Below are 24,572 nucleotides of genomic sequence, written 5' to 3' on the forward strand. Positions count from 1 at the left end.
TTTTAATCTATGAATACGGTTTTTTTTGATTAAGCTCAACATTCAAGCTCAACTATGAACAGAATAAAGAACACTACTCACTTCTCTTATTTGAGATCAAGTACATCCTGCATGTCATACATACCTGCTGATTTCCCTTCTAGCCAACTTGCGGCACGTACGGCACCTTTAGCAAAGGTCATACGACTACTCGCTTTATGAGCAATTTCAATTCGCTCACCTTCTGTCGCGAACCAAACACTGTGTTCGCCAACAACATCACCAGCACGTATGGTTTCAAAACCAATCTCTTTTTGTGTACGAGCGCCAGTTTGTCCTTCTCGACCATAAACAGCACATTCCTTTAGATCTCGACCTAAAGCTTCAGCCACCACTTCACCCATGCGTAACGCTGTACCTGAAGGAGAATCCACCTTATGACGATGGTGTGCTTCTATAATCTCTATATCGTAATCATCGCCTAAGATTTTAGCGGCTGTTGCGAGTAGTTTAAGTGTTAGATTAACACCAACACTCATATTTGGGGCAAAAACCACTGAAGAACGCTCAGCCGCCTTATTCAAGGCGTTTTTTTCCTCATCGTTTAACCCCGTTGTACCTACCACAATCGCTTTTTGATGTTGTGCGCAAAACGCGGCATTTTCTAGCGTTAATACCGGAGTTGTAAAATCAATCAATACATCAAAATCATTAACGCAATCAATTAACCCCGCCACTGCAGCAATACCTAACTTTCCAACACCCGCGATTTCACCGGCATCAGCACCAACTAAGCTACTACCAGGCTTTAAAATCGCTGCACCTAAAGAAACGCCTTCAGCATCTTGAATGGCTGTAATTAAATTTTTACCCATGCGCCCTGATGCGCCAATGACTGCTACTCGCATTTTTACTTCCTCAATTTTGTCTGCGCAAACCATAACAAAAATCCAATAAAATCTCAGCATTAAAAAAGGGAGCCGAGGCTCCCTTTTTTAGGTATTAAAGTGTCGTTCTAAAAAATTTCATTAGGCGCTAATTCTTCAACACTCAATAGATCAAACTCAATAACACCTTCTTCAGGCAAATCATCAGGGCTTTCTCGCATTTGAGGTCGTGAATTATCATTTTGCTTAATCACAATTTCAACACGTCTATTCGTTGCTCGATTATCAGAAGTGTCGTTTGGCACTAAAGGGCGAGTATCCGCATAACCCGTCACAGCAAAGCGGCTTTGATCAAGCTGACCTGTGGCAAAAAGCTCTTCCGCAACAGAAATTGCACGCGCAGAAGATAATTGCCAATTAGAACGGAATTGACGGCTATCTATAGGAATATTGTCGGTATTTCCCTCTACTGAAATAGTTCCTTGAATCCCAACCAGTACATCTCGGATTAAATCTATAACTGGAATAAAGTCGTAATTCAGTTCAGCAGATCCAGAACTAAACGACCCTTTATCTTTTATACGTATGGTGATGGTTTCTTCTTGCGTTTCGATTTCTACTGTACCTTTTGAGATCTCTTCTCGTAATACAGACGCTATTTGTTGAGCATCACCTTCTGTTTCTTGAATTTTTTGCTGCCTATCAATATCAGCCTGAGATTTATTAACAAAAGTCACAGGAGCTGGTGCTCCAGAATCACTTGCTTGTTTTAATGTAGCGTCATCAGGTTTACAAAGAACCTCTAAAGTATTCTCAGGTATACTATCTACTTTTTGCCTCACTTCATTAATTGGCGTAGGTTCTGGACGCCCTGGACTAAACTCTTGTGCAATAACAGACGTTCCCATTGGTATAGCTTCCGCCCTTACTTCAGCCTGCACACCAAAAGCCAACTTTAAAGAACCAGCAAGTTGTTTAAATTTTGTCACATCCATTTCTGCAAATGACAATAAAAGTACAAAGAAACACAACAACAAAGACATGAGATCCGCAAAGGTTCCCATGTAAGCTGGCAAGCCCTCTATGCATTCAGGGCAATCTGATTCTTCTTCATCACTCATTATAGAATCCGTTTATCACTAAATTTATTCACGCTCAGTACGCTTACCTTCAGCTAGGTAAGTTTTAAGAGAGCCATCTAATATCCGAGGGTTTTGGCCTGATTGAATGGCCAATAAAGCATCTAATATAAGCTTTTGATTAAGTAACTCTTCATCCGCTCGAGCATTGAGCTTGGCTTGTATAGGAAGAAACATCATATTTGCCAAGATAGCACCATAAAGTGTTGTCAAAAGTGCTATAGCCATCGCAGGGCCAATCGAATCAGGGTCAGACATATTAGACAACATCTGTACCAAACCCACCAAGGTTCCTATCATTCCCATCGCAGGGGCAACATCACCTAAAGCTTTAAATATTTTTGCGCCATTATTATGACGTATATAGGATTGAGTCATTTCCTTAGAAAGTTGAGCTTTTACAATCGTACCATCGTGACCATCGACCAGCATCTGAATACCTTTTGATAAAAAAGGATGCCCCACTTCTTTACCCTCTAAGGACAGTAATCCACCTTTTCGTGCTTCATCCGCTAATCCGTATATTTCATCAATCAAAGTATCCATTGGAACACTTTTAAACATAAACGCTTTCGCAGCAATTTTACCTGCTCCAAGAAACTGCCCCAAAGGGTATTGCATTAATGCAACAAGCAGTGAGCCCGTCACTACAATAAGTATTGAGGTGGTATCTACGAACATCCCAGCTGATCCGCCTAACACAATAGCAGTAATAACAACTAAAAAAGATCCAACAAGTCCTATTAACGTTGCGATATCCACACACGTCTCCTAACAAAAAAGCTATAATACAATCTATACGTAGGTATGATTCTATACGAAAGAAGGACCAAGGATCACACCTTCTTACATGATTTTTGTAATTTTCTTTAACTCAGCCTCGAAGAGTTGGTCTTTTTCTGTTAAAAACCTTGGATACTATAAGAGTAACTATACATGTCTCGAAAAAGCAGCGTTCGCCATTTTGAAGAAAATCTAGGCGATTTAGATACCATTGTCACCCAACTTGAATCTAATCAACTTTCTCTTGAAGAGGCACTAAAAGCCTTTGAAAAAGGTGTTAAACTGAGTCAAGAATGTCAGTTAGTTCTCACTCAGGCAGAACAAAAAGTTCAAATACTGCTCGAAAAGCAAGATGGAGAACATTTAGAAACTTTTGATCCGGAATCCAATTCGTGACTTTAGACGATTTTTCTCAATACGCTCGTCGTCGAGTAGATCATTATCTTACGCAGAACCTAAAAAAATACGAGCCTGCCACGCAATTACAAAGCGCCATGGCATATAGCTTATTTAATGGTGGTAAGCGTGTTCGCCCTATGCTGACTTATGCCTCTGCATCATTATTTGGCGAAGTTAATACACTAACAGATGCCAGTGCTGCAGCCATTGAATCAATTCACGCTTACTCTTTAATTCATGACGATCTCCCTGCTATGGATAATGATGACCTACGCAGAGGTAAGCCCACTTGTCATAAACAATATGATGAAGCAACGGCAATATTAGCTGGTGATGCACTACAAACCTTTGCTTTTGAATTATTGAGCACACCTGAGCACCATGAAACAGCGATTCAATTACAATTAATCCAAGAACTTGTTCACGCTTCTGGACGCCACGGTATGGTAACAGGTCAAATGATTGATTTAGCAAATGTTGGGAAAGGCATCAATATAGAAGCACTTGAACAAATGCACCAACACAAAACTGGTGCGTTAATTCGAGCTAGCGTTCGAATGGGAGCGATCAGTACAGGCGCCAAAGATAATAAAGACTTAGCCGCTATTGACGCTTACGCCAACGCGATTGGGTTAGCCTTTCAAGTTCAAGACGACATCATAGATATTACAAGTGATACAGCAACATTAGGGAAGACTCAGTTTTCAGATGAGGATGCCAATAAGCCTACCTACCCTAAACTACTAGGATTAGATGGAGCTCAAACACTTGCGCAACAACTGCATGACCAAGCAATCGATGCCATTTCACCTTTTGGTGACACTGCTCAACCTTTAGTTGAGCTTGCGAGCTATATTATTGGTCGCAACCACTGATATACTTATGCACTTTTTTAGATTAACTGTATGTGACCCAATCTGTGCCAATATTTGAAGAAATACCAACTACGCGACCTGATACTCCACTACTTGACCTAGTCAATGAACCATCAGATTTACGCGCATTAAAAAAAGAACAACTACCAACACTTATCCGTGAATTAAGAGAATTCATGCTATACAGCGTTGGACAAACCGGTGGTCACTTTGGTGCAGGTCTTGGCGTTGTCGAATTAACCGTTGCTCTTCATTACATATACAACACACCAGAAGATCGTATTGTTTGGGATGTTGGTCATCAAGCTTATCCTCATAAAATACTCACAGGCCGCCGAGAGGCGCTATTAAGCATTCGCCAAGAAAACGGAATATCGGGTTTTCCTAAACGTGACGAAAGTAAATATGATGCTTTTGGCGTTGGTCATTCAAGTACATCTATTGGCGCTGCATTAGGCATGTCCCTTGCTGCCAGACAACTGAAATCAGACCGAAAAGCCGTTGCTATTATTGGCGATGGCGCTATGTCCGCCGGTATGGCCTTCGAAGCGCTTAATCACGCAGGTGATGTAAAAGCCGATATGCTGGTTATTTTAAATGACAATGAAATGTCAATTTCTCAACCTGTTGGTGCACTATCTAGTTATTTTGCTCGTATTTGGGCTAGCAAGACTTACGATCATATTCGCAAAGGTGGACAAAAAGTTTTCTCTGGACTGCCCTCTGCATTAGAACTTGCCCGTAAAGCCGAAGAACACATGAAAGGCATGGTGTCTCCAGGCATGATGTTTGAAGAGCTAGGCTTCAACTATATTGGCCCTATTGATGGCCATGATTTAGACCATTTGTTAACTACTATTAATAATCTTAAAGATCGCTCTGGTCCACAATTCCTTCATGTCATGACAAAGAAAGGCAAAGGCTTCGAGCCAGCTGAGGGTGACCCAATTGGTTACCACGCTATCAATAAGATTGAGCCAGAACAAAAAACTGACATTCCAAAAAGTACGCTACCTAAATACTGTAATGTCTTTAGCCAATGGATTTGTGACGCAGCAGCGCAAGATGAAAAGCTTGCAGCGATTACACCTGCAATGAAAGAAGGTTCAGATCTGATCGCTTTTTCAGAACGCTTCCCTGATCGATATTTTGACGTAGCAATCGCAGAACAACATGCAGTGACATTGGCCGCAGGTATGGCTTGCGAAGGCGTAAAACCAGTTGTCGCGATTTATTCGACATTTTTACAACGCGCTTATGATCAGTTGATTCACGATATCGCTTTGCAAAACCTAGATGTACTCTTTGCTATTGATCGGGCAGGATTAGTCGGTGAAGACGGACCTACTCATGCAGGCGTATATGATTTGAGCTACCTTCGCTGTATTCCAAACATGATCGTTATGGCTCCATCTGATGAAGATGAGTGCCGTAAAATGCTACAAACAGGTTACGAATATAAAGGCCCTGCGGCAGTACGTTATCCGCGAGGAACAGGCCAAGGTGTCACAATAGAGTCAGAATTATCAATAATAGATATTGGTCGCTCACGTACATTACATACAGGTAAATCTGGTGTGGTGATTTGTGCTTTTGGTCGCCCTACTTACGATGCACTCCAAGCTGCAGAACACTTAGATGCGACGCTAATTGATATGCGATTCATAAAACCAATTGATGAAGTCGCTTTGTTGGCTCAACGAGAAGCAAAACTCATCGTTACCGTAGAAGAAAATGCCATTATGGGTGGCGCCGGATCGGCAGTAAGTGAGTTCTTGCATGCAAACCATATTCGTATTCCAGTTCTTCATATTGGCTTACCAGATCAATATGAAGAACACGCCAGCCATAGCTCTATGCTCAAACACGTAGGACTAGACGCAGACGGTATTCAATCTGCTATTGAAAAGAAACTAGTGTCATTAAACTTGCCTTAATTCGATAACACATTTAGTACAATATTTAAAAAGCGAGACACCTTTGTGTTTCGCTTTTTTATTATCCAATAACGACTTACATTAAACATTGTTCAGCCACTTCGATAACTGTTTGCTGTCGGTTAGTCAGTCGTTTATTACGAAGTCTAGCCAGGTACAGTGTTTCACTAACAGGTGTGGCAAGCTGATGAATAAATATATTTTCAGGTTTTCCATAAGCTGACACTGCGTGACGTGGCAAAACAGTAAAACCAAGCCCCGATCCAACAGGGTCTAAAATCAAGGTAATCTGATTACAAAAACCACTGCGTTTAAACGCTTCATCGTGCTCAAATTCCACATAATTAGCTCCCAATAGTAACGATGCATGATGAGCCCCATCAGGGTGATCAATAAAGCCTAATGTCTGTAATTGCTTCCAACTTGAGCTCTGTATGTTATGAGGTGTGATAAGCAATAGCTCTTCTGTCGCTATTGGCTTTACATGCACATCACCCAATGTCGATGGTCGAGTCATGAAACCTAAATCGACTTTATTCTCTGCCACCAACCTTTCTACCTCATGGTTAGATGCAAATCGATAATCTATCACTAGCTTAGGATATTTTTTTTGCAGCAATAAAAGTTGTGTATATAACTTCAATCCCACACTACCAGGCGACACCACCCTCACTGAACCTTCATAAGCAGGGTCATCACCAATACTCATCTCAAGCTCTGATAAACGGCCAAGAAGCTCTCCGCCTTCTTTATAAAGGCGTTCACCTGCATCTGTCAGCGTAAACTGCTTTCCCTTACGAATCAGCAATGCCTGGCCAAGCAGATCCTCTAACTTACGAACCTGCTGACTTACCCCTGATTGCGTCATATTCAAATGCTCCGCGGTACGAGTGAAGTGTGAGATATCAACAAGCGTACAGAAAGTACGTAACCAGAGTGGATTTATCATTACAAAAAATACTCATAATAATTTCAAACGATAATTTTACTTAATCATCATCAATTTGTAACCTACTGACATCAAAATACAGGAGAGAATTATGAACAATGTTTACCCACGCAACTTTTCACATATTGGTATCTCTGTACCAGATTTAGAAAAAGCTGTGCAGTTTTATACTCAAGTAATGGGTTGGTATTTAATTATGAAGCCAACTGAAATTGTCGAAGATGACAGTGCTATTGGTGAAATGTGCACCGATGTTTTTGGTCAAGGCTGGGATAAATTCCGAATCGCTCATTTGTCTACAGGTGACCGTATTGGCGTTGAGTTATTTGAATTTAAAGGTCAGGAAAACCCAGAAAACAACTTCGAATATTGGAAAACAGGAATTTTTCACTTCTGTGTACAAGATCCAAATGTAGAAGAGTTAGCCGAAAAAATTGTAGCGGCTGGTGGTAAAAAACGCATGGAAAAACCACGTTACTATTATCCAGGCGAAAAACCTTATCGCATGATTTATATGGAAGACCCATTTGGCAATATTCTAGAAATCTATAGCCACAGCTATGAATTAGTTTATGGCGAAGGTGCCTACTAAGTTAGAACCAAAAACAATAAAGCCCTGCCACTTCATCAGTAGCAGGGCTTTATTTTGTTCGAATTTACCCTTCAAATGTTTCAATGAAAGTTCGGACTCGAGCGGCATTTACGCCGCGATCGCCTCGTCCAATACGTGATACGCTACGAATATCAATTCGACTCGCATCGCCTACTGGCGTTACTACAACGACAACATCATCGACAAAGCCATAAACCGAAGTACGAGCGGTTGCTTCATAACGTAGACTCTCTACGTCTTGCGCAACCAACTCCCACCCCATAACATCAGCGACACGTAATGCTTCATTAAAGGCTTCAGCGGCAGACAAACCAGACTCAATTGGCGTAATATCTGAATAAGCTTTTTTCTGCAAGGCCGCGACTTCTGACCCACCGTAAACGAGCGTATTTCTAGCACCGACTCGATTATCGTCTAAGACAATAAACTCAGGCGGTGTTACCGTATTCGTTGAAATGTCATGAATAGGAGGAAGGCGTACTGGCGGATTAATTTTTCCATACAAAGTTGGCGTCAGCATAGCCAAACCAATCAACGCAGTGAACGCAGACTTGATGGCACCATAAGAATTTTTCGCCATTCTCTGCTGAACCAAACCTAATACACCAAGACCAAGCAAACCATAAGCAATAGGGTTCATATAGCTTCGAACCAAGCCGAAACCAACAATAGGTTGCCATAAACCTAACTTAGCACCGAACATCATTGTTCCTATAACCACTACGGCAACAGCAGCAATCACAAGTAGAATCGTTCCCAAACGGGAGGACTTTTTCTTCATTTTTTATACCTTTTCTTAAGCACTAACGACTATTAAAAAGCATACAACTGATTAACCACTGCTCGCACTAGATAAAGAATATGTGATCGATCAGTAAAACAAAACAAAAAACTCACCGCCTAAGAAAAGACGATGAGTTTTAAATAAACACTTATTAAAGACTATAAAGTGAGCTTAAAGCTCATTCACAAAAGCAGTAGAAACTTAGCACGTATAATTAAGACCAAGACGACCACCATCCACGTAGATAGTCTCCCCCGTGATATAACTGGCTTTTTCACTGGCTAAGAAAGCAACAGTATCACCAATTTCACGAGGCGAGCCCACACGGCCTAATGGTGTTCGACTTAATACATTCTTCATCGCTTCAGGGTTTGAGTTAACACCAGCCATCATTTCAGTATCAATGGAACCTGGCCCTACTGCATTCACTCGAATACCATTTTTAGCAAGAGCTAAAGCGGCTACTTTTGTAAGCTGCATAACACCACCTTTCGATGAGCAGTAAGCAGCAATACTAGGAATAGCAACTCGTGCATTAACAGAACTCATATTCACAATCGAGCCATGGATCTTATTTTCTACCATGGTTTTTGCTGCGCGCTGTAGTGCAATGAAAGTACCCGTTAAGTTAACATCAATAACCTTGCGAAATTGCGCTTCAGTTAATTCTAGAAAATCACCTGGATTGGCAATACCAGCATTATTAACCAGCACACTAACAGGACCGTGTTCTGCTTCAATACGATCAAACATGGCTAGGATTTGTTCTGATTCGCCCATATCACAATGGTACGCTGCGGCACCATTACCTATCTTTTTAATCGACTCAGCCATCACATCATCTTTTATATCGGCCAATATGATAGTAAACCCATCTTCTGCTAATGCTTCAGCACAAGCCAATCCAATTCCTTGAGCACCACCCGTAATTAACGCTATTTTTTTTGCATTTGTCATAATTTTTCTCGAATCTTATTAAATTAGTTTATACATCAAGACCGTAGTCATTTTTAGCCTGATCTAACGTAATATAGCCAGCGTCTAAATCAGCACGAACTTGTTGAGAATCTCGTTTTTTAGGATCGCCATAACCACCACCGCCAGGCAATTCAAGGATAAGCTTTCTTCCAGCAGGAATGAGCTGACGTCCTTTACCATTTAGAATGGTGCCATCATCCAGCATCACACTACCAGCACGGCCATCCTTACCGCCTTCTCGTCCGCGGGCAGGATATTTAATACGGTCAAACATGGCATTAAAATACAACTCATAGCCTTCATTCGCGCTAATAACAATCGTCTGACCTAAGCCACCGCGAAACTCGCCACTGCCACCCGAACCTTCCAACAAGTCTTTTTGCCAGATTGTTAGTGGCCCTACATTCTCTGTCGCTTCAGCAGACATGGTACTCACACCTGATGGAAAAGCTGTCGCGCTCAAGCCATCAAGAGTCGCTCTCGCTCCCATGCCTCCAGAGTTAAACATAAGAATTTCTGATGGTGGTAAACCAGAGAAAGGGTCAACAGGTCGTGCGCTTAGTAAAACGTTCCACAATGCACTCGCACCTTCCGCAGGTACGATACCCGGAATACATTCATGTAATGCACCCAACACAACATCTGGCACCAAATGCCCCAGCACATGACGAACCGACACGGGTGCTGGATGCGGCGCATTCAAGATACAACCTTCTGGCGCAGTGACTGAGAAAGGTAATAACGAGCCGGTATTATTCGGAATATCAGGAGCGATCGCGCATTTCAAACCGTAACAAGCATAAGCTCGGGTGTATACCATAGGCACATTCACGCCAAATTTACTCGGTCCAGATGTACCCGCAAAATCAGCAAGTAAGGTGTCACCAGCAATCGTTAAGGCTACCTTCATATCAACGGGTGCTTCATAACCATCAACCATCATTTCATTATGATAAGTGCCATCAGGTAAATCAGCGATTCTCTGTAATGTTGCTGCACGACTGTTATCAATAATGAAGTCAGATAAAGCTTCTAATTCATCCAGCTTAAATTCACTCATCATATCCATGAGTCGAGCATCACCCGCTGCGTTACAAGCCGCGAGTGAGTACAAATCACCAATGACCTGATCCTGCTCTCGCACATTATTTCGGATGATATTAACCAGTCCTTTATTTACTTGGCCTTTTTCGATGAACTTCATGATGGGAACTAGCAGTCCCTCTTCATATACTTCGTTCGCATCAGGTCCATAGCCACGACCACCAATATCTACAACATGGGCGGTCGCTGCAAAAAAGCCGATATGCTTCCCTTGGTAAAAAGCTGGTGACACCATAGTAAAATCATGTAAATGGCCAGTTCCTTTCCAAGGATCATTTGTCAAGTAGACATCACCCTCGAAAATATTATCCCGACCAATTTCTTCAATAAAATGAGGAACAGACTCTGCCATTGCATTCACATGTCCCGGTGTGCCCGTTACGGCTTGTGCAATCATTCGACCACGACGATCAAATACGCCTGCCGATAAGTCACCTGCCTCACGCACCGATGTCGAAAAAGCAGTACGAATTAACGTCGTCGCTTGTTCTTCCACAACAGCCACAAGGCGGTTCCACATAATTTGATAATCAACATTACTTAATTTCATATTACACAGCCTCCATTGTCTTTTTATTCACCAGCAACATAGATTTATCATCTTGTGCGACAAGGGTATAACCCGATGTGACGACCGTTGATGTTTCATCTTCAACAATCACAGCAGGGCCTGAAACCGCATCACCTGGAGAAAGAGAATCACGTTGTATTTCACTAGCAGTAACAAATTTTCGTAACGCAGCATCAAAGAATTCACGTGTTTTAGTGACGTCAACTTGTGAACCAGAGCGGCGCAAAGCAATAGGCGTGGATGGCTCCAATTTAGAGGCCACAGTAATTGACCAGTTAGTAATTTCAATACCTAAACCATCAATGGTTCGGCCAAATAATTTATGGTAACCCGTTTCAAATTTTTCACGGAAAACATCCACATCGGCATCAACATAATCCTTGTAGGAGATATCAACACCAATTTCACCACCCTGTCCGGTATAACGCATGAAGGCTTGAACCGTTGTTGTCGTTTCTATTTCACCAGCACCACGTTCAACAAAAGCCAACGCCTCTGCTCTTAATTCACTTAACAATTGATTAATGCGCTCAGGATCAAAGTTATTTAAACGTTGATACATACCTTTTGTTGCTTCATAAGAGAAAGGCGCATTCAAAAAGCCGATAGCAGAACCAACACCGGCACCGGGTGGAATAATCAAATAATCCACGTCCAGTTTTTCACACAAACGACAGGCGTGTAGTGGCGCACCACCACCAAAAGCAATCATTGCGAAGTTTGAAATTTCTTTGCCGTTTTCGACTGTATGCACTCGTGCCGCATTCGCCATATTTTCATCAACTACTTCAGTAACACCAAAAGCCGCTTGCTCTTCGTTTAAGTCTGCTTTAGAAGCCACCTTTTGACGCATAGCTTCTTTCGCCATCGGAACAGACAGCTTAATTTCACCACCTGCAAATAAGTCGGGATCTAAACGACCCAATAGCAAATTAGCATCGGTTACTGTTGGGTGTTCACCACCTCTTTGATAACAAGCAGGGCCCGGTTCAGAACCAGCAGATTTTGGTCCAACACGAATTTGTCTCATATCGTCTACATGTGCGATAGAACCACCGCCCGCTCCAATTTCAACCATTTCAACAACCGGTGTTGAAAGCGGCATTCCTGAGCCTTTCGCAAAACGATAAGTACGAGCGACTTCAAACGTATTGGCTGTTTTAGGTTTTCCACCTTCGATAAGACAAATCTTCGCCGTTGTGCCACCCATATCAAACGACACAACTTGGTTTTCGCCATAACTACTGGCAAATTTAGCCGCAAAAATAGCACCGCCAGCTGGACCTGATTCAAGCAATCGAACAGGAAATTCAGATGCTGTATCAACACTGATAAGACCACCAGCGGAATGCATCATGAAGACAGGACAGCTAATGCCTATTTCGATAAGACGAGTCACCAAACGACCTAGGTATTCAGAAACTTGTGGACGTACATAAGCATTGGCAATAACGGTATTGAAACGCTGAAACTCTCGCATTTGAGGCGATACGTGACTGGAAATAGAGACACAAAGCTCTGGTGCAGCCGCTTCAAACGCTTTCTGCACTTGAACTTCGTGAATGTCATTCGTATAGGAATGGACAAAACCAACAGCAACGGCTTCATAGCCTTCTGCAATAATGTCTTTTACTAATGCATTTAATTCATTTTGATCAATCTTGGTAAGAACTTCACCTTCCGCACTAATGCGCTCTTTTAATGTATAGCGATCTGTACGCTTAACCAAAGGTGTCGGTAACGATAAATTCAAATCATATTGTTCGAATCGATTCTCTGTACGCATTTCAACAACATCTCGAAAACCGTCTGTTGTAATAAAAGCAGTACGAGCGCCACGACGTTCAATCAATGAGTTGGTGACTAATGTTGTACCGTGAATAACAGTAGTGATTTCTTTTACATCAATGCCTGCACGCTTACACACTAGATGAATGCCATCAAGAATCGCTTGCTCTGGTTGCAAGTAATTTGTCAGCACCTTTCCAGTATATAGTGCTCCGCTAAGATCCAAAGCAACATCAGTAAAGGTGCCACCAATGTCTACCCCTACTCGCACATTGTTTTGCGCCATATTGACTCTCCAAACTTTATAATATGTTAAATACTTTTATAACGGCGCCATGCTTTAAAGCAGCCTTCATACACTGGCTCACGAATAAAGGCACCAAGGTCTTTTTTCATCGTTGTGACTGGCAGCATAATTTCTTGCTCTGGCGTACCTGTCAATAATTGCGCCATGGCTTGTCCGCAAGCCGTTCCCGTTGTAATTCCACGACCGTTATAACCTATTGGTGTGTACAAGCCAGGAGCTGGATTATGGATATGAGGTAAATGGTCTGGTGTCAGCGCCATTTTACCGTGCCATGATTTTTCAAATTTCACTGTCCCAAGAAAAGGAAACATTTTATTAATCTGTTTCTGAGCCCAAGACTCTGAAGCTGAGTCATTTTTTCCAGCCAATTTACCCATGCTGCCAATAATTAATCGTCCAAATTTATCTTTCCGAATGGAAAACATCACCAAGCCAGTATCCCAAACGCTTTGTTCTTCTGGCAAGATTTTATCGGCCAAATCACCAAGAGGCTCTGTCGCTACTTGATAAAAATGAATAGAGGTAAAGGTTTGTTTTAAACCTGGCCACAGATCATCCGTATAAGCATTAGTTGCAATAATCACTTTATTAGCAGTTACTGTGCCACGATCTGTTTCAATCAGCCATTTATCTCCAACTTGACTGAGTTTTTGTGCTCGTGTTTCAGAATGAATTGTTGCTCCAGAGGCCATGGCGGCTTCGGCAAGGCCTTGTGCGTATCCCATTGGGTTTATTGTTCCTGCTTGAGGATCAAGCAAACCACCATAAAAACGCGGCGTGCCTATTTTTTCTTCTGCCTCACGTGCACTTAAAAGCTTCACATCACGTCCTCGACGCTGCCATTCTTGTGCACGGGCGGCAAGTTCTTTATAGCCTGCAGCTGAATGCGCCGCATGAATAGTGCCATTACGTGTGGCTTCACATTGCATATTGAAACGTTCAATTAATGAAAAAACAGTATCTGGTGCCTTTCCCATAGCATCAAGGAAACGATTAGCAACTCTTTCCCCTAATACAGTACGGACATCTTGTGGCGGCAGCCAAATACCAGGATTAACCATGCCACAATTTCGACCTGAACCACCAAACCCTACTTTTTCTCCTTCAAGAACTAAACACTCAACACCTTTTTCTGCCAAATGTAACGCTGTTGATGAACCAGTGTATCCACCACCGATAATCGCAACGTCTGTAACCTTATCACCGTCTAAAGGTATTGCTGTAGGAGCGACTGGTGCAGATATATCCCACAAAGAAATTGCATACTGTGTCGAGCCCAATACTGCGCCTCTATTCATACTTACCACCTGAATTAATGTTTCTATATGCAGAACAATCATATCAACATACAAAACATTATCTTAGTTTTTAATAAAAATCTACTGCCCTAAAACAAATTTCTCGATCAATTCAATTTTTTTAGTTTTAGGTCAAACCAATTTTGGAAATAAAACTATAAACATGGAAAAGCGCTCATTTTTTTATAAAAATGAGTCATATACTGAGAGATACGCTATTGAGTTATAAACAAATAACGATGAAAAATGCTACTTAGGTAAATGAAATATACGCTTTTGTGAATCAGTCAAAGACGTCATCACACGGTAATAAAGTGTCACTCTATTAATGATTTAGAATTTGACTCAAAAACGTTTTCGCTCTTTCTGATTGAGGGTTATCAAAAAACGCTTGTGGTGAGTTTTCTTCGATAATTTGTCCTGCATCCATAAAGATCACTCGATCAGCCACTTTACGGGCAAAACCCATTTCATGGGTAACACATAACATTGTCATTCCTGTCTCAGCCAAACTCACCATGACATCTAGCACTTCAGCGATCATTTCAGGATCTAAAGCCGAGGTAGGCTCATCAAAAAGCATAATGGAAGGATTCATACACAAAGAACGAGCAATCGCGACACGTTGTTGTTGGCCGCCAGATAATTGGCCTGGAAATTTATCCGCTTGATTATCAATACACACTTTCTTCAAATACGCCATTGCGGCACCTTCAGCATCAACTTTTGAGAGTCCGCGAACCAACATAGGCGCTAAAGTACAGTTATCTAAAACCGTCATATGAGGAAATAGGTTAAAGTGTTGAAAGCACATACCAACATCTTTTCGGATGGATTGGATATTGGAGAGGTTCCCATTTAGTTGTGTTCCAAGCACATTGATGTCGCCAGCTTGATGCTCTTCCAAATGATTAAGACAGCGAATCATCGTAGACTTCCCTGAACCCGATGGCCCGCAAATGACAATTCTTTCGCCTTTTTTAACCTTTAAATTTACATCTTTTAAAACATGAAAATCGCCATACCACTTATTCATATCCGTAATAGAAATGGCGATTTCTTCAGGGGAAGTATTTGATATTGTATTCATTTGCCTATCCTGCCTTGTTAAATCAAATGTTAAATCAAATGTTAAATTTTTACTGTCTTATAACGGTTTCTTAGAACCAAAAAATGAGTACTTTATTTATTTAAGGAAAACCGTATCGCCACTTGGCACTTTCATATTAAAAGAGACACTTTTCTGATCACCTTTAATGATGGAAGCAAGTTGAGAAACACCGAGTGCTTGAAGAACGTCTTCTAGCTTTTCAGGATCAGGGTGAGTCAAAACAACACTTTCAAGTGTTAAGCCTAATTCCTTCATGCCTGTTGATGGGTGTGCACCTGGCGACCATTCGATAAAGGTTGGTATTAATCCGTTTTCCGAAAGGGAGCCATCTTTAGGGATATTTAAACGCCAACTTCTCTCACCTCGAGTAAATGTGACCACTTCACCCATATCAATTGGGCTATTCGCCATTACAGCATCAAGGTCAGTGGTACCAACAACCCAATGATAAGCGCACGCACTCTTTTTAAAACGAGCTTGAACGTGTGGATTGTCCATATCAAACCAACGAGCTCGGTTAGGCATCGGTGCGTCAGGATCCACGGAAAGAATTTCAATAAAACTTTCATTGCCAACAGGGGCAACACAGTTATGTGTGCTCATTGCGTCATGTTTACTCGCTTTTGGTAACACAACGCCTAATATTTTTTGTAAAGCATCCATACCTTGTTCAAGGCTGTCTGCACCAATTACTATATGATCAATTTTATTTTTTACCGTCATCGTCACTGTCTCTATTCAATGTATTATTTAAGAAATTTAAAACCCGTTTGCAAATCGCTGATCAAGGAAGAACTGTCTTCAAGACCAATATTGAATCGAACAACGGGTCCTACTGAATTCCAACTTGTCGCTGTTCTAAATGGCGTTGGATCAACGGGAAGAATTAAACTTTCAAATCCTCCCCAACTTAAACCTATGCCAAACATTTCTAAGCTGTTGATCATGGCTCGTATTTTATTTTCTGTCCCTGATCGAAAAACCACACTAAACAAACCTGCTACGCCGTTAAAATCACGTTGCCAAAATTCATGCCCTGGACAATCTTGATGGGCGGGGTGCAGAATGCGTTCGACTTCTGGTTGCTGCTCTAACCATTCAATACACTGTAAAGTACTCTCAGCATGTTGACGTAATCGAACAGACAAGGTTCGCAAGCCACGTAACGCAAGAAAAACATCGTTTGCCCCTGCGCGATCGCCAATCGACAAGCTCATTTTTCTGACGGTTTGATAATTCTCTTCTGACGTAGCAACAATCAAACCCAGCATGGCATCAGAATGTCCACTGATGTACTTCGAACCAGAATGCACAACCACATCGACACCTAATAGCAGAGGCTGACAAAGCAAAGGCGTCGCCCACGTTCCATCCAAAATAGTGACAACACTGGCTTGTTTTGCAACTTGTGCAATGGCAGGAATATCAGGTACTTCAAATGTTGCTGAACCAGGCGCTTCGAAAAAGACAACATGAGTATTGTCTTGAATCAGCCCTGCTAACGCTTCACCCATCATAGGATCGAAATACGTAACACTGACGCCATACTGTTTGAGCACATTGTCACAAAAAGCACGCGTAGGGCCGTAAACGGTATCGGCGACAAGGACATGGGAACCGGCATTCAAAAATGCCATTAAAGAAACAACGCAGGCAGTCAAACCAGAAGATACCGCTACACAGCCTGCTCCCTGTTCAAGCTCAGCCATCATACTTTCTAATTCAAAGGTGGCTGGATTTCCATAACGACCGTAATACAAGGTGCCTTTCTGATAGCGAGAATCCCGAGCTTGCTCAAATTCTTCTAGAGTATTGAACAACATGGTAGACGCCTGATGCATTGGCAAATTTACCGATCTACCATTACTTACTGTATCGCGTCCCAAATGAATCAGTGCATTTGTTAAATTTTCATTATTTTTTTTCAATGCCAATATCCTTCTTCGATGTTGATGCACTTTAAAACACAACGACAAATCGTGTCAATATTCGGAACAAAAGTTTTAATATGAGAACCGATTTTGTGCATTTTTAAATACACTGCACCATAAAGGTGTCTTTATACGATGCATCCTTGGCGTTTCAGCTTTAATTCAACATACGATCTCTTTATACTGACTGCATCTGAACACTTATAAATTTGGGCACACAAAAGCAAAAGATGGCATTGACCATCTGAAGTATTGATTCTATCAACAGTGTTTTTCTCGTTTTCAGTCGGTATTCCAATGAGTTACCTATACTGACGATTAATGTTTTATTAAAACTAAGGTTAAAAATTCATGACTGGAAGGGTAGATTCAACACTGTCAAAAGGACTGTCCGTTATTGAAGCGCTTGCAGCAGCAGACAAAGGAATAGGCGTATCCGAGCTGGCACGTAACCTAAACCTTACGAAATCTAATACATTTAGACTGTTACAGACCTTAATTATTCATGGATATGTAAAACAAGATCAAAATAAGCAGTACTCAGCGACAATGAAGGCATGGAAAATTGGCCAAATGATCATGGAAAAGCTTGATCTACCGCGCCTATCGATTAGTCAGATGCAATACCTTTCTAGCATTACTGGTGAAGCGGTTTATTTGTCAGTACTTGATGGTTTATCTACTCTTTATATTGAAAAGGTAGAAAGCACAAAAGCAATCCGAACCTACACTCCCAAAGGCGGTAATGCGCCTATTCATTGTGTTGCAACGGGGAAAGCATTACTGGCTTTTAACTACGATACCCTAAGAGAAAAGTTAATCGGCAACCTTGGTTCTTACACAGACAAAACCATCACAACGATAGAAGCGCTGGACGTTGAAGTCGACAACATTAGAGAGCGTGGTGTTGCCATTGATTTAGGAGAATACCGAGCGGAAGTATTGAGTATTGCCGCGCCTGTCTTCTCTTCAAACAATGAAGCCATTGCTTCAATTGGTATTTCTGCCCCAGCAATCAACCTATCCGAAGAAGACATTGAGAAGATCATACATACCGTAAAACAGGCAGCACAGAGCCTGAGCAGTACACTCAAAGACATCTAAGCACCAATTTCCTCGCTATAAAAAAACCACCTCATTTCGGGTGGTTTTTTTATTTTCTAACCGCCCTCCATAAAATTCAAAACCTTTTATCTTAAATAATAAACATAGGGTTTGCTCTAGGCTCACTCAGATTTAGTCAATCGATATTGCTTGATAACGACAAGAACAACATTTTAATTTGACATACATCACGAGTTATTATATCACTAAATAGAACAAGCATTTCACTATATGAAACAAAAGGGATGATAAAATGGTAAAAATACTAAAACCAGTCTTAACTACCGCCGTTGCTATATGTTCAATTTCAGCGACTCAAATGTCATTTGCAGAAAGTCCTACAGTTAAAACCATTCAAGATCGAGACACTATGTTGTGTAGTGGTCATAACGGAAGTTATTTTGGTTTTGTCGAAGTAAACGATAAAAATGAATGGAAAGGATTGGATATAGATATTTGTCACGCTGTGACTACCGCCATTTTAGGCGATCCAAGCAAAGCTAAAATCATTCCTCTAAGTTGGGCACAACGTTTCCCTGCTTTGCAATCAGGTGATGTGGATATCATTATCAAAGCGACTGGTTGGACAATGGGAAGGGATACAGAATTAGGTTTGCAATTTAGTATGCCTTACTTTTTTGGTGGCACTCAGATGATGGCAAAAGCTGAACTTGGCGTCACCGAAGCGAAAGATCTAGAAGGCGGCACCATTTGTGTTGAAGCAGGTACAACGAACGAGCGCTTAATCGCAGATAAAATGGCGACTCTTGGCGTTGACTACAACATTGTTTCTTACGAAAAAAATTCCGAAGTCATGGCAGCTTATCAATCAGGTCGTTGTGATGCTTTTGGTGGTTGGGGCCCAAGCCTAGCCGTTCTTCGCTCTAGTCAAATGGGTAACCCAAACGACAACGTTATTCTTAGCGACACATTATCCAACGAACCTATTGCCGCCGCGATGAGACAAGGTGACGAAGGCTTTGTGGATACCGTCAACTGGACTCTAGCCGCTTTATTGCTCGCAGAAGAACATGGTATTACCCAAGCTAACGTTGACGACATGGCGGCGAACCCAACAAACCCAACGGTTGCACGTTTATTGGGCAGTACGCCAGGTATTGGTGAAAGACTCAACTTACGTGAAACATGGGCTAAAGACGTGATCAAGGCAGTCGGGAACTTCTCTGAAATCTATGAGCGTAACTTAGGCATGAATTCTCCTTATAAGCTAGAGCGTGGCTTAAATAATCTTTGGAGTCATGGTGGTTTGCTTTACGCGCCAATTTTAGACTAAATCCAACCGGTCAAGGGGCGAGTAAATAATGTCTACCTATATAAAGAAAACGTTTAACGCCAAAAATCAACTCATTCAAGTTGCATTTCTCTTGGCCGTCATTGTGATCATTGCGGGCGCTTATATTAGCGCCCGTGATAATTTAGCCGAGTTAGGTATATCGAGTGGATTCGACTTTTTAAATCGAGCTACAGGTTGGGGTTATGGTTTTTCTCTGTTAGAAACATCGATCGAAGATCCATATAAATGGACTTTATTTTCTGGCTTCATAAACACCTTATTTCTAGGATCAATCACAATTATTTTGCCCACTGCCCTTGGTTTTATTATTGGTACAGCAAGGGACTCATACAACATCACAGTACAAGCAATGGCAACCTTGTTTATCCAAACTTTCCGTAACATCCCATTAATCCTACAGCTGGTATTTTGGTATGCCGTTTTAATCCATATGCCAAGTCCACGACAAGCACATGCTTTGTTTGATGTCGCCTACTTATCAAATCGAGGCATGATGATACCGAGCCTAAAAATATCGCTGTTTATGCCGATCATCTTGGTTCTAATTCTTACGTTTTATTGGACATTCAAAAACAAAATCAATGCGCTGAAAACATTACCTTCATTTTGGGTATATGGCATTCTGTTGGTAGGTACTGCTCTCTATTTACTGAGTGTTGAAGGCCAGCTTTTATCCATACCGAACCTGAAAGGTTTACGGTTTGTAGGGGGCACAACTATTCCTATTGAATTAATCACCATGATTATCAGTACCTCACTTTACGGTGCTGCCTACATTGCTGAAGTCGTTCGAGGCGGATTGAATGAAGTCCCTAAAGGGTTAGTCGAGGCAGGAAAATCATTAGGGTTGAGTGAGCGCATGATCTGGTTAAGAATAAAGATGCCTATGGCACTCCGCACTATCATTCCACCACTGGGGAACCAATGGGTATTTATGATGAAAGCCACTACCGTTGGTGTTGCCATCGGCTTTAGCGATCTCTTTATGCTTATTTCCACTTCAATCACTCAATCCGGACAAACGCTCGAATTAATCGCTATTTTAATGGGCTCTTTCCTGTTAATAAACTTTTCTCTTGCTCAGTTTATTAACTATTTAAACTCTCGAATGACATTAAAAGGACATTAATATGAGCACTCGAACTCACTCTGCCTTAGCCCATAAATCAACCTTCAATGTCATCACGAAACGTCTCTTACATTTTTTAAAAACAAGAGCTTTTTTCTCAAAAACAGACAGTATCATTAGTCTTTGTTTTTTTACTGCCTTGTTCGTTATTATTTATACCATTCTAAGCTGGGCAATATTTGATGCGGTGTGGACAAAGGAAAATGTTGCACAATGTCAGGATGCAGTAGGTGCCTGTTGGTCTGTTATTGATGCTCGCTACCGGTTGATCATGTTTGGCCTGTATCCATATGATCTCCATTGGCGGCCCAGTCTGGCATGCCTAACAATTGTCTCCACCATCATACTTTCTTGCCTACCAAAATTATGGGAGGCAAAACGCCTTTCTTTGCTTTGGCTTGTGGGGTTTACGACTTTTTTCCTACTAATGGAAGGCAGTTTGCTTGGGCTTAAACAAGTGACAACCGATCAATGGGGCGGACTGGCATTAACCCTTTTTCTGTTTGCCTCCGTTGTTTTAGTTGGCATGCCAATGGGGTTAGGTCTGGCATTAGCTCGTCGCTCTAAACTTCCATTAATACGTTATGGCGCGTCCATTTTTATTGATTTGATACGATCTTTGCCTTTATTGACCACTTTATTTATCGCTGCTGTAGTGATGCCTATTGTCCTTCCAGACTGGATGACTGGTGATAAAATTTGGCGTGTCATTATCGCTTTTTCACTGTTCTTTGCCTGTTATCAAGCAGAGGTTTTTCGGGGCGGTTTTCAAGCCATTCCTAAAGGACAATTCGAAGCGGGCGATGCATTAGGGTTAAGCTATTTTCAAATTTTAAGTCACATCATAATGCCACAAGTATTTCGCCATTCACTACCTGGCACCATTAATATGGTCGTGATCACCTTTAAAGAAACCGCTATTGTTATCATCATCGGGTTTTTCGATGTACTCGCCTCGGCAAATGCGGCATTCGGTAGCGGTGAATGGGCGCCGTATTATATGGAAGTCTATGCGTTCGTTGCGCTTATTTATTGGAGCTTTATTTTTTCACTCAGTCAGTACGGTGCTTATTTGAAAAAGAGAATGCGCATCGCCATTCATTAAAATCACTCTACTTTTCTGGCGGTTTAATACTGTATGCCGTCAGAAAATATTATTCTGACTAGACAATATGTACTTCATAGAATTCCATTATCTCTGAACAATATTTTAAAAGGTGTCCACTTTATAATGAATAAAAAAACAGGCCCGCATATTACCTCTAATCATTGGGGACCAAGTGTTATTAATGTGGATGGTGAACAGCTTTCAGTCACGCCTCATCCTGACGATCCAAACCCTTCCCGTATTAATGAAAATATTCCTGGTGCACTAAAAGGCCAATCTCGAATTCGTCATCCTGCGGTTCGAGAGAGTTATTTAAAAAATGGTCCTTTAGCGAATCAAGGTGAAAGGGGCGAAGAAAAATTCGTCGAAGTAAGCTGGGAAATGGCTTTAGACTTGATTGCCTCAGAATTAAATAGAGTGCGTGAAGATCATGGCAACCAATCCATTTTTGCGGGTTCTTATGGTTGGTCAAGTGCAGGACGTTTTCATCATGCACAAAGCCAATTAAAACGTTTTATGAATAGTATCGGCGGCTTTGTTCGCTCCGAAGGAAATTACAGTTACAACGCTGCTTTGATACTGATGCCTTATATTGTCGGTAACTTTCGAGATCATGTGAAACAAGCCACCCGTTGGAACACAGTGAAAGATGAAGGTGAATTAGTCATTATGTTTGGCGGTATTCCCTTACGTAATACGCAGGTTTCTGGCGGTGGAATTGCTAAACATACGTTAAAAGACGATATGAAAGCATGTGTTGACGCTGGCGTTCGTTTTGTCAATTTCAGCCCTCTTAAAAACGATGCGGCTACCGAACTAAAAGCACAATGGTTGGCGCCTCGTCCAGGGTCTGACACCGCGTTAATGATGGGAATGGCTCATACTCTGCTTGTTGAAAACCTTTACGACCAGAATTTTATTAATAACTACACTGTTGGCTTCAAACAAGTATCTGACTATTTATTAGGTAAATCAGATGGTGTAATCAAAGACGCGAGCTGGGCTGAAAAACAATCTGGCATACCACAAGAAGAGATTGTTAAGCTCTCCCGCGAGATGGCTTCCAAACGAACACTGCTCTGCACTGCCGTCGGTCTTCAACGAGCAGAACATGGCGAGCAACCTTTGTGGATGACGGTTCTTTTGGCGTCCATGTTAGGCCAAATTGGTTTGCCAGGGAGTGGATTTGGAATTGGTTATGGCGCAGATGCAAGCATTGGCGTGGTCGACCGACCTATGCGTTGGCCTTCTTTTTCTCAAGGTAAAAACGCGGTAGAAGATTTTATCCCCGTCGCCATGATATCGGAGATGTTACTGTCCCCAGGAACTCGTTATGAATACAACGGACAGACTCGCACCTTTCCTAATATTAAAATGATCTGGTGGGCAGGCGGTAATCCATTTCATCACCACCAAGATTTAAACAGATTAAGAAAAGCCTTCCAACAGCCTCAAACCATCATAGTAAATGAAATAAGTTGGACCGCTACGGCAAGGCATGCAGACATAGTCTTACCTGTTGCCTCGACGATTGAACGAACGGACATAGGTGCCGGTACACAAGATAATTCGATCATTCCTATGCCACAGATTATTCCCACTCAATTTGAAGCAAGAACAGAGTTCGAGATTTTTACAGCGTTAGAAAAAAAACTTGGACTCAATACTGATTTCAGCCGTAAAATGACATCAGAGCAATGGTTAGAAGAAATGTGGGACTCGTTAAAAACTGAAGCCAAAAAACATGAAAGAGACTTACCTAGCCTTCAGGAATTTCTAAAAGGTGACATTATCAGTTTTGATGATCCATCACCTAAAAACGTGTTTTTAGCAGATTTTCGCAAAGACCCAAATCAATCCCCTCTTACAACACCGAGCGGAAAAATAGAACTATTTTCAGAAACGATTGCCAGCTTTCAATATGAAGACTGTCCCGGTCATCCAACTTGGTTACCGCCACGAGAATGGTTAGGCGCGGATACATCTCATTTCAGCCTACACATGATTTCAGGCCAACCAGCAACTCGTTTACACAGTCAGCTGGATGAGGGCTCCTATTCTAAAAGTATGAAAATTCAGGGCCGTGAACCAATTTTAATGCATCCTGATGATGCACAGGAGCGCGGTATAAAAGATGGTGATGTTGTTATCGTCTTTAACAATCGAGGACAATGCTTAGCAGGCGCAAAAATCACCCATGACATATGCAAAAATACGGTATTTCTATGGACAGGTGCTTGGTATGACCCCAACTTAAAAAATGAAAGCCATCAAGATAGGCATGGTAATCCTAACGTCTTAACTCATGACTATCGAACCTCACGATTATCACAAGGTCCAGCGGCTCAGTCCGCATTGGTTGAGATCAAAAAACACATAGGAGAGTTGCCAATTATTGAGGCTTTTACACCGCCTATTAGCTAGTCAAAAACCAAAAGTAATAAATTCAACAGAACATACATTCGAGCAGTGAAAGGGTTAAT

At 41.6% G+C, this 24,572-nt stretch carries 21 protein-coding genes; 9 read left to right on the forward strand and 12 right to left on the reverse strand.

The features are described from left to right. Nucleotides 1-86: 86 nt before the first annotated feature. The 3 genes from dapB to pomA all read right to left on the reverse strand — a co-directional run bounded on the left by dapB (nt 87) and on the right by pomA (nt 2,767). Nucleotides 87-887, reverse strand: coding sequence for a 4-hydroxy-tetrahydrodipicolinate reductase (gene dapB, locus IF202_RS14885; protein WP_191595705.1), 801 nt, complete (start codon nt 885-887; stop codon nt 87-89). A gap of 107 nt (nt 888-994) precedes the next feature. Further along, on the reverse strand, nt 995-1,987 hold the full coding sequence (locus tag IF202_RS14890; RefSeq protein ID WP_191595706.1) for a flagellar motor protein MotB: 993 nt from the start codon (nt 1,985-1,987) through the stop codon (nt 995-997). A 24-nt stretch (nt 1,988-2,011) separates the two neighbouring features. Then, complete coding sequence (pomA, locus tag IF202_RS14895; protein ID WP_191595707.1) at nt 2,012-2,767, reverse strand: flagellar motor protein PomA; 756 nt, start codon at nt 2,765-2,767, stop codon at nt 2,012-2,014. A gap of 174 nt (nt 2,768-2,941) precedes the next feature. On the opposite strand from pomA, the gene IF202_RS14900 reads away from it, so the two are divergent. From IF202_RS14900 to dxs, 3 genes are read left to right on the forward strand one after another with little or no spacing between them, the layout of a single operon-like run. Beyond that, entirely contained in the window at nt 2,942-3,184 is a 243-nt protein-coding gene (locus IF202_RS14900) for an exodeoxyribonuclease VII small subunit (protein ID WP_191595708.1), read from the forward strand. After that, nucleotides 3,181-4,062: a polyprenyl synthetase family protein gene (locus IF202_RS14905; RefSeq protein ID WP_191595709.1), complete on the forward strand. Its 882-nt coding sequence runs from the start codon at nt 3,181-3,183 to the stop codon at nt 4,060-4,062. The genes IF202_RS14900 and IF202_RS14905 overlap by 4 nt, the downstream gene beginning before the upstream one ends. A gap of 50 nt (nt 4,063-4,112) precedes the next feature. Further along, the gene (dxs, locus tag IF202_RS14910) at nt 4,113-5,999 is read left to right on the forward strand and encodes a 1-deoxy-D-xylulose-5-phosphate synthase (RefSeq protein WP_191595795.1); all 1,887 of its coding nucleotides are present in this window, start codon (nt 4,113-4,115) and stop codon (nt 5,997-5,999) included. Between the two features lie 76 nt (nt 6,000-6,075). On the opposite strand, the gene IF202_RS14915 is transcribed toward dxs, so the two are convergent. Then, nucleotides 6,076-6,948, reverse strand: coding sequence for a LysR family transcriptional regulator (locus IF202_RS14915; RefSeq protein WP_191595710.1), 873 nt, complete (start codon nt 6,946-6,948; stop codon nt 6,076-6,078). A 91-nt stretch (nt 6,949-7,039) separates the two neighbouring features. Between IF202_RS14915 and IF202_RS14920 the strand changes: the two genes are divergently transcribed. After that, nucleotides 7,040-7,540: a lactoylglutathione lyase family protein gene (locus IF202_RS14920; protein WP_191595711.1), complete on the forward strand. Its 501-nt coding sequence runs from the start codon at nt 7,040-7,042 to the stop codon at nt 7,538-7,540. Between the two features lie 64 nt (nt 7,541-7,604). Here IF202_RS14920 and IF202_RS14925 read toward each other — a convergent pair whose 3' ends face one another. The 8 genes from IF202_RS14925 to metC all read right to left on the reverse strand — a co-directional run bounded on the left by IF202_RS14925 (nt 7,605) and on the right by metC (nt 17,430). After that, complete coding sequence (locus IF202_RS14925; RefSeq protein WP_191595712.1) at nt 7,605-8,342, reverse strand: DUF1499 domain-containing protein; 738 nt, start codon at nt 8,340-8,342, stop codon at nt 7,605-7,607. Between the two features lie 204 nt (nt 8,343-8,546). After that, nucleotides 8,547-9,302 (reverse strand): SDR family NAD(P)-dependent oxidoreductase, encoded by a 756-nt coding sequence (locus tag IF202_RS14930; protein WP_191595713.1) that lies wholly within the window; start codon nt 9,300-9,302, stop codon nt 8,547-8,549. 28 nt (nt 9,303-9,330) lie between these two features. Beyond that, nucleotides 9,331-10,977, reverse strand: a complete 1,647-nt coding sequence (locus tag IF202_RS14935; protein ID WP_191595714.1) for a hydantoinase B/oxoprolinase family protein — start codon at nt 10,975-10,977, stop codon at nt 9,331-9,333. A 1-nt stretch (nt 10,978) separates the two neighbouring features. Beyond that, entirely contained in the window at nt 10,979-13,072 is a 2,094-nt protein-coding gene (locus tag IF202_RS14940; RefSeq protein ID WP_191595715.1) for a hydantoinase/oxoprolinase family protein, read from the reverse strand. Nucleotides 13,073-13,098: 26 nt separating this feature from the next. Beyond that, nucleotides 13,099-14,391 (reverse strand): NAD(P)/FAD-dependent oxidoreductase, encoded by a 1,293-nt coding sequence (locus IF202_RS14945; RefSeq protein ID WP_191595716.1) that lies wholly within the window; start codon nt 14,389-14,391, stop codon nt 13,099-13,101. Nucleotides 14,392-14,716: 325 nt separating this feature from the next. Then, complete coding sequence (locus tag IF202_RS14950; protein WP_191595717.1) at nt 14,717-15,481, reverse strand: amino acid ABC transporter ATP-binding protein; 765 nt, start codon at nt 15,479-15,481, stop codon at nt 14,717-14,719. A 96-nt stretch (nt 15,482-15,577) separates the two neighbouring features. Further along, complete coding sequence (locus IF202_RS14955; protein WP_191595718.1) at nt 15,578-16,225, reverse strand: VOC family protein; 648 nt, start codon at nt 16,223-16,225, stop codon at nt 15,578-15,580. A gap of 23 nt (nt 16,226-16,248) precedes the next feature. Then, on the reverse strand, nt 16,249-17,430 hold the full coding sequence (gene metC / locus IF202_RS14960) for a cystathionine beta-lyase (RefSeq protein WP_206705516.1): 1,182 nt from the start codon (nt 17,428-17,430) through the stop codon (nt 16,249-16,251). A gap of 354 nt (nt 17,431-17,784) precedes the next feature. Here metC and IF202_RS14965 point away from each other — a divergent pair, with 354 nt between their 5' ends. From IF202_RS14965 to IF202_RS14985, 5 genes are all read left to right on the forward strand, one after another. Beyond that, the gene (locus tag IF202_RS14965; RefSeq protein ID WP_191595719.1) at nt 17,785-18,537 is read left to right on the forward strand and encodes an IclR family transcriptional regulator; all 753 of its coding nucleotides are present in this window, start codon (nt 17,785-17,787) and stop codon (nt 18,535-18,537) included. A 253-nt stretch (nt 18,538-18,790) separates the two neighbouring features. Then, nucleotides 18,791-19,831: an amino acid ABC transporter substrate-binding protein gene (locus IF202_RS14970; RefSeq protein WP_191595720.1), complete on the forward strand. Its 1,041-nt coding sequence runs from the start codon at nt 18,791-18,793 to the stop codon at nt 19,829-19,831. Between the two features lie 28 nt (nt 19,832-19,859). Continuing rightward, a complete protein-coding gene (locus tag IF202_RS14975) occupies nt 19,860-20,981 on the forward strand; it encodes an ABC transporter permease subunit (protein ID WP_191595721.1) in 1,122 nt (373 codons plus the stop codon). 1 nt (nt 20,982) lies between these two features. Then, nucleotides 20,983-22,086 (forward strand): amino acid ABC transporter permease, encoded by a 1,104-nt coding sequence (locus IF202_RS14980; protein WP_191595722.1) that lies wholly within the window; start codon nt 20,983-20,985, stop codon nt 22,084-22,086. 126 nt (nt 22,087-22,212) lie between these two features. After that, nucleotides 22,213-24,513, forward strand: a complete 2,301-nt coding sequence (locus IF202_RS14985) for a molybdopterin-dependent oxidoreductase (RefSeq protein WP_191595723.1) — start codon at nt 22,213-22,215, stop codon at nt 24,511-24,513. Nucleotides 24,514-24,572: the final 59 nt, after the last annotated feature.

Source organism: Marinomonas colpomeniae (assembly GCF_014803385.1).
Classification (GTDB): domain Bacteria; phylum Pseudomonadota; class Gammaproteobacteria; order Pseudomonadales; family Marinomonadaceae; genus Marinomonas; species Marinomonas colpomeniae.